The organism is Curtobacterium sp. VKM Ac-1376 (genome assembly GCF_015351025.1).
Taxonomy (GTDB): Bacteria; Actinomycetota; Actinomycetes; order Actinomycetales; family Microbacteriaceae; genus Curtobacterium.
Genome location: NZ_JADKRV010000037.1, coordinates 1 through 6,092 on the forward strand (window position 1 = coordinate 1; position 6,092 = coordinate 6,092).

The 6,092-nt window shown below is 67.0% G+C and carries 7 protein-coding genes; 3 read left to right on the forward strand and 4 right to left on the reverse strand.

Translation table 11 applies throughout. The annotated features are described in order from the left end of the window. The first annotated feature begins 164 nt into the window (after positions 1 to 164). The gene (locus tag ITJ56_RS17905) at positions 165 to 317 is read left to right on the forward strand and encodes a hypothetical protein (protein ID WP_194631991.1); all 153 of its coding nucleotides are present in this window, start codon (positions 165 to 167) and stop codon (positions 315 to 317) included. Between the two features lie 157 nt (positions 318 to 474). On the opposite strand, the gene ITJ56_RS17910 is transcribed toward ITJ56_RS17905, so the two are convergent. From ITJ56_RS17910 to ITJ56_RS17925, 4 genes are all read right to left on the reverse strand, one after another. Further along, on the reverse strand, positions 475 to 777 hold the full coding sequence (locus ITJ56_RS17910; protein WP_194631992.1) for a hypothetical protein: 303 nt from the start codon (positions 775 to 777) through the stop codon (positions 475 to 477). 232 nt (positions 778 to 1,009) lie between these two features. Then, positions 1,010 to 1,954: an AraC family transcriptional regulator gene (locus tag ITJ56_RS19060; RefSeq protein ID WP_194628158.1), complete on the reverse strand. Its 945-nt coding sequence runs from the start codon at positions 1,952 to 1,954 to the stop codon at positions 1,010 to 1,012. Positions 1,955 to 2,276: 322 nt separating this feature from the next. Next, positions 2,277 to 2,609, reverse strand: coding sequence for a hypothetical protein (locus tag ITJ56_RS17920; RefSeq protein WP_194631993.1), 333 nt, complete (start codon positions 2,607 to 2,609; stop codon positions 2,277 to 2,279). A 146-nt stretch (positions 2,610 to 2,755) separates the two neighbouring features. Beyond that, complete coding sequence (locus tag ITJ56_RS17925; RefSeq protein ID WP_194631994.1) at positions 2,756 to 3,382, reverse strand: TetR/AcrR family transcriptional regulator; 627 nt, start codon at positions 3,380 to 3,382, stop codon at positions 2,756 to 2,758. 110 nt (positions 3,383 to 3,492) lie between these two features. Between ITJ56_RS17925 and ITJ56_RS17930 the strand changes: the two genes are divergently transcribed. Both ITJ56_RS17930 and ITJ56_RS17935 read left to right on the forward strand, forming a co-directional pair. After that, complete coding sequence (locus tag ITJ56_RS17930) at positions 3,493 to 4,650, forward strand: FAD-dependent oxidoreductase (protein ID WP_194631995.1); 1,158 nt, start codon at positions 3,493 to 3,495, stop codon at positions 4,648 to 4,650. 120 nt (positions 4,651 to 4,770) lie between these two features. Continuing rightward, on the forward strand, positions 4,771 to 6,018 hold the full coding sequence (locus ITJ56_RS17935; RefSeq protein WP_194631996.1) for an MFS transporter: 1,248 nt from the start codon (positions 4,771 to 4,773) through the stop codon (positions 6,016 to 6,018). Positions 6,019 to 6,092 lie beyond the last annotated feature (74 nt).

Genomic DNA, 6,092 nt, shown 5'->3' on the forward strand with positions numbered 1-6,092 from the left:
CAGGAGGTCCTTCTCACATCCCAACGACTACAGCGAGTCGTCGCAGCTCAACCAACGTCCCTGGGCAGTACACCTAGGCACGCACCTCGGCGCGCCGAGGAGTCCGCCGATCGCTACCGTCGGCGCGGGGCGGAGCAGACAGAGGCATCAGGAGGCGAGCCGTCATGAGCAACTACGAGACCGAGCAGAGCGTGGAACCAGCGCGCATCCCGACCCTGGCGCGAGCACGGAAGCAGTGGCGCCGCGAGGGCATCGTCCCCAGCCAGGCCGACAATGACTTCTTCCGCGACGACACCCCAGAAGCCGTCAGCCGGTAGCAGGGCGAGCAATCGCGCTCCGATCCGAGCGCTAGGGCGACGCTCCAGGACCGGAGCGTCGATGCTCACCAGCGAGCCTTGGTCAGAAACCAATCGGGTGTGGCTCGCACAAGCAACCTACGCGTCCCCGTTTCGGAGGACAACCAGGTTCAGCACCTCAATCAGCGCTTCGGTAGCGCGGCGCGCCTGCCATTGCCACGCCAACTCGGCCGGTGATCTCGTCGACGAAGTCACGATCCTCGTCTTCTAGTACGTCCGCGGGCGCGTTGGTTGCAAGCACGGGGATGCCGGGACCGAGAACGACGCTCGCCAGCGCGAAGGTGCCGTCGTCGTCACAGGTGGGAACGTCGACGACGTCTCCTCCTCCGGTCTGCACGAGGATCGCCGCGTAATGCAGGACCGCTGATGCGGCTGCGTCGCTGACGAGGATCGTTGCCGACCCATAGCCGAGATATTTCATCACACTCCAACCAGCCGCCGACGGTCTCCTACCCATCGCAGCCCCCTTCGAACGCTAGCGCGACCACACGCGCAACGGGGCGAAGGTCGCGGGAACAGGACTGAGAGCGATGTCGAACGGCGTCATTGGCCGATCCGTTCGCGGGGGCGTGATCCAGTTGTTGGGAAAGACGCTCGGGTCGACCCTTCGCGTCGTTGCCGGTGTCGAACGGAAACCGCACCGTTGCATGCCTTCAGCCGCGGGCTGCTCGGAGGGTGTGCCGTGGGAGTTCGCCGAACTCGTCGCGGTAGGCGCCCGCGAACCGTCCGAGGTGCGCGAAGCCGGCTCCTCGTGCGATCTCGGCGATGCTCCGGTCGGACACGGACTGCAGCTGCTCGCGGGCGAGGAGGAGTCGGATGCGGCGCAGGTACGCCAGCGGCGTGGTTCCGTGGTGACGGTTGAACGCGGCCTGAACGCCGCGGACACTCAGCCCGGCGGCTTCGGCAACGTCAGCGACGGTGATCTGCTCGGCCGCGTGCTCGAGCAGGAATGCCTCGGCACGGGCGAATCGAGAGCTCGCGGGGGTCTGCTGGGCGGGCTGCTCAACGGGCCAGTGCGGAATCGCGGTCAACAGCCCGTTCGCGGCGAACCGGGTGAGTTCCTGCTCCCGCTCCATCGACACCTCATCCGGACCGGTGAGCACTTCAGCTGCGACGGTACGGACCATCAGCCACCAGGCCGCCAACGTTGGCCCTTCTGGGACGTGCCGGGGGCGGAACTCCAGCGGTCCCGGCGCCCAGCCACCGCGCTCAGCAGCGACTTCTTCAACCGTCACGCGGTCGATGCGGATGACGTCCTTCTGGAACGCCTCGAACCGGACGGGCTGCGGCCCGTTCCGGAACAGCACTGGCCCACCGATCGCGACAGGGTGACCATCAACGTGTCCTCGGCCGGACTTCAACCACACCAACGTCATCGCGCTACCCGGCTCGATCGTGCCACTGACCGCCCCAGTGCAAGTAGTGGACTCCAGCGACAGCAGACGTGTTCCGCGCACCCGCTCCTCGAACACGAACCCAGCACCATCCGGGTCCACATCGACACCGTGGCCGACGTGGGTGCGAGCGATCGCGTCCGCAGCAACGGAAGGATCTGTGGTCTCGACGACCTGCCGGGCGCGACGCATGGATTCGGACACAGGTTCATCATCAGCGACGCCCGGCCAGGACCCTACTTCTACGACGCGGCTTCCGAAATCGGATAGTGTCTCGGCGGTGCAGCAATACTCCACGTCGCCGAATTCGCTCCGCCTGTACGTATGTCCAGGTGATGCGGGGAACCTTCAAGTGGGTGCTGGACCGTTCGGGTCGGAACGGCACTCGGATGGGCCCGGCGAACGACAGGGGTCCGTGCGGGTCGGGATCGAGACGCAATGATCTCTCCCGGCTCGTTCCTGGGGCCGCCAGGCGAGCTCGAAAGCTCAGCTTCGGTTCCGCTGCTCGGATTCGAGAGGTCGCTCCCTACTGCCCGAGATCGGGGCCGCTGACGTTCCGGTCTTCGTGGACGGGGCGTGCCGGCCCGGCAGCGACACCCAGTTCCCGCAGCCGCTGCAGGAACTCCACGTGGTCGTCGACGAGCTCCAGCTCGTCTTCCGGGGCAGGGCTGACGGTGATCTGACTCGCGGGCCCGATCAGGAGGGTTTCCGTTGCGGGTTGGCCGTCCTCGTCGAAGGTGGGGACATCGATGGTGTCCGTCCTGCCATTCGATCCAAGGACCGCGGCATACTCGATCACCGCACCCGCGACCCCGTCGGCGACCATCGTCGCTTGCCCGTTGTAGTGGATGAACTTCATGCGACCACCCAACGGCGAACCGCATGGGACCCCATCCAGGCGAAACCGGGCCCCACCATTCCCGGCAGCCGATCGGCTGCCGAGATGGAGACCAGCGCGGGCGAGGCGAATGGGCGGCGGCGCTCCGACCTCAGCTGAACCCAAGATCATCTATCGGGCGGCATGAGGGCGGGTGAGGCGATGCCGGATCGCAGGATCTGGAAGAGGGTGGCGAGCGTGTGGTCGGGGTGGTCATCCGTCGTTGACTCGAGGTAGCCCTCGATCGTGAGTGTCGCGAGGAGTCGAGCCGTGGTCGCGTCGATCGATGACGTTTTCACGATGGCGTCGGCGAGGGGCTGCGCGGACTGGCGCCACATGTCTTTCCAGTGGGCGCGCAGGGGCGGGGTCTCGGTGACGAGTCGCTGGAACGTCGCGAACTCCGGCGTCGCCCCTCGAACACTCATGGCTGCTGGCCCGCTGCGGAACCACTGCTCGATGGCAGTGAGCGGATCGACTCCGGCCGAGCGATTCGTAACCGCCGCGACGAGCGCACGTTCCATCGCGTCGCCCTCGTCGAAGACGAGGGCCTCCTTGCCGCTGAAATGCGCGAAGACCGTCGCCACGGCAACGTCGGCGTGCTCAGCGATGTCACGGACGCTCACCGCGTCGAACCCGTGGGCGAGGAACAGCTCCAGCGCCGCGCTCGATATCGCGGCGCGCGTCGCGGCCTTCTTCCGCTCGCGGCGACCGCCGATAGCACCGGCGCGAGGGCTTTCGGCGGTGGCATCGGTCATGCACCGAACATAGCAGTACAACCTCGAAACCGGAGGGCTTGTAAAAGCGGAACGGTTCTGCTTTTCTTGGTCCGTCGGGGAGATCGGCTCTCCGAGGGAAGACGGAGAACATGACGACGACACTGGCGGGCAAGCGCATCGCGGTCATCGGGGGCGGTCCGGGCGGACTCACCTGCGCTCGGATCCTGCAACTCCACGGGATCCCCGTGACCGTGTACGACCGTGATGCGGACGAGCACACTCGCAACCAGGGTGGTTCCCTCGACCTTCACGAGGACGACGGCCAGCTCGCACTCCGCGCTGCGGGACTGTTGGATGAGTTCTCCGCCCTGGCGCGGTTCGAGGGGCAGGAGATGCGGGAGCTGTCACCGGCCGGGGCGCTGCTCGATCAGAATCTCCCGGCCGACGACGACACGAGCGCGCCCGAGATCGACCGGGGCCAGCTCCGTTCAATGCTGTTGCAGTCGCTTGCGCCCGGCACGGTCCAGTGGGGGCACGGGCTGGAGTCCGTGACCGGACCGGACGCCGGCCCTAGAACGCTGACCTTTTCCGACGGCACCACCGTGGAAGCCGATCTCGTCATCGGCGCCGATGGTTCCCACTCACGCGTCCGGGAAGCCGTGTCCGACGCCCAGCCGTACTACTCGGGCGTGGACTTCCTCGAAGCATGGTTCGAGGACATGGAGACCGCCCACCCCGCGCTCGTCGACCTCGTCGGCGGAGGCAGCGCCATGGCCGGCGACGGCGACGGGGCGTTCTTCGCACAGCGCAACAGCGGTGGCCATATGCGCGTCTACATCGTCCGCCGCCGGCCCCTGGACTGGATGGCCCAGCACGGTCTCACCCCGCAGGACACCGACAGCATCCGTGCCCTGCTGCTCGAGGAGTTCTCCGGCTGGTCACCGGAGATCCTGCGGCTCATCACGGACAACGACGGAGAGTACGTCGATCGTCCGCTGTTCGTGCTGCCCGCCCCACACACCTGGGCCCATTCCGCGACGGTAACGCTCCTCGGTGACGCAGCACACCTGATGCCGCCGGCCGGAGTCGGGGTGAACCTCGCCATGCTCGACGCGAGCGAGCTCGCCCTCGCGCTGGCCCACGCCGAGAGCATCGACGACGCCATCCGAGACTACGAATCGACGATGCTGCCGCGTTCCGCCGAGTACCAGATTGCCCTCGACGGGAACGCCGACTTCCTCCTCCAAGACGAACCCCGACCAGAACGTCCGGGCGTGAGTGCCGACAGCGCCACCGCAGCCCACTGACCACCCCTGACGACGTTCCGACGGCCAATCGATCATCGAGACGGGGCGGCGGTTGTTGTTGTTGTTGTTGTTGTTGTGAGCTTCCTTGCTCGTCGGGTTTCGGTCTGCCAGCGTTGGCGCATGGGCGACGACGTGACCACGCTGCGTCGAGTGCCCGGGTTCCGCCCGTACTGGTCTGCTGCGACCGTCTCGTCGTTCGGATCGGCAGTGAGCGCGGTCGCCGTCCCGGTTCTCGTGGTGACCGTGCTGCACGCCAGCCCGTTCGAGGTGGGGCTGGTGAACGCTGCCCAGTTCCTCCCGTACGCGTTGTTCGGGCTGATCGTCGGCGCGTACGTCGATCGCTTCCGGCGCAAGCCACTCCTGATCTGGGCGAGTGTCGGTCGTGGCGTGTGCCTGGGCGCGATCCCGGTGCTCTGGTTCACCGGGCTCTTGAACCTCTGGGTGACGGCAGTGGCGTTGTTCGTGTTCGGCATCTTGTCCGTCGTGGGATTCGCCGCCACGCAGTCCCTCCTCCCTCGAATCGTCCCTCGTCCTCTCCTGCTGGCGGCGAATGCGCGGGTGGATCAGAGTGACGCGGCAGCGCAGACGGTGGGCCCGGCTCTCGGAGGTGTCCTGGTCAGCATCGTGACCGCGCCGGTCGCGATCGCGCTCGATGCGGTGAGCTACTTCGTCGACGCTGTCCTCATCGCCCGGGTCCGCGTCATCGAGCAGAAGCCACCACGCGTGGCGGGTGCGCGTTTGCGGAGCGACATCGCTGACGGTCTCCGGTGGACGTACGGTCATGCGACGCTTGCACCGCTGGCGCTGTCGACACATCTCTGGTTCCTCGCCAACGCCGCCGGATTGACGGTATTCGCGACACTCGCGCTCCGCACCCTCGCGCTCCCAGCGGCCGTGTACGGGGCCATCCTCGCCGTCAGCGGTGTTGGGATGCTCCTCGGTGCCACTGCGGCGCCGCGCCTCGGCACCCGCTTCGGTGCCGGCCGGACGATCATCGCCGCTCGAGCTGCGTACCCGATCGCGTGGGCAGCCATCACGCTCTCGACCGTTGGCATCGGTGTCGCAGCGCCTCCGGCGGCTGTCGTGGTCTTGTTCGTCGCATTCGCCGTGCACGGCGCTGCCGCGGGCTGCGAGAACGCGAACGAAATGAGCCTCCGCCAGACCGTCACACCCGACGCGCTCCTCGGCCGGATGAACGGCACGATGCGCAGCGCAAACAGGACCCTTGCGGCTGCGGGAGCAGTGAGCGGCGGCGCGATCATGACCGTCGCTGGGGACGGCGTCGCGCTGCTCGCGGTGACCCTCGTGTTCGCTGGCGCCGTCGTCGTGGCGATGTGCTCTCCACTCAGGACGAACGCCGTTCGATAGAGGATCGGCGGTTTCAAGCGGTCATTGCAACAGGAGCTTCTCGATCGCTTCGATCGGTTTCTCGAAGGCTAACC

Coding starts and splice junctions, on each gene's coding strand:
- ITJ56_RS17910 (WP_194631992.1), bottom strand. CDS start 777: ATGAAATATCTCGGCTATGGGTCGGCAACGATCCTCGTCAGCGACGCA.
- ITJ56_RS17920 (WP_194631993.1), bottom strand. CDS start 2,609: ATGAAGTTCATCCACTACAACGGGCAAGCGACGATGGTCGCCGACGGG.
- ITJ56_RS17925 (WP_194631994.1), bottom strand. CDS start 3,382: ATGACCGATGCCACCGCCGAAAGCCCTCGCGCCGGTGCTATCGGCGGT.
- ITJ56_RS17930 (WP_194631995.1), top strand. CDS start 3,493: ATGACGACGACACTGGCGGGCAAGCGCATCGCGGTCATCGGGGGCGGT.
- ITJ56_RS17905 (WP_194631991.1), top strand. CDS start 165: ATGAGCAACTACGAGACCGAGCAGAGCGTGGAACCAGCGCGCATCCCG.
- ITJ56_RS17935 (WP_194631996.1), top strand. CDS start 4,771: ATGGGCGACGACGTGACCACGCTGCGTCGAGTGCCCGGGTTCCGCCCG.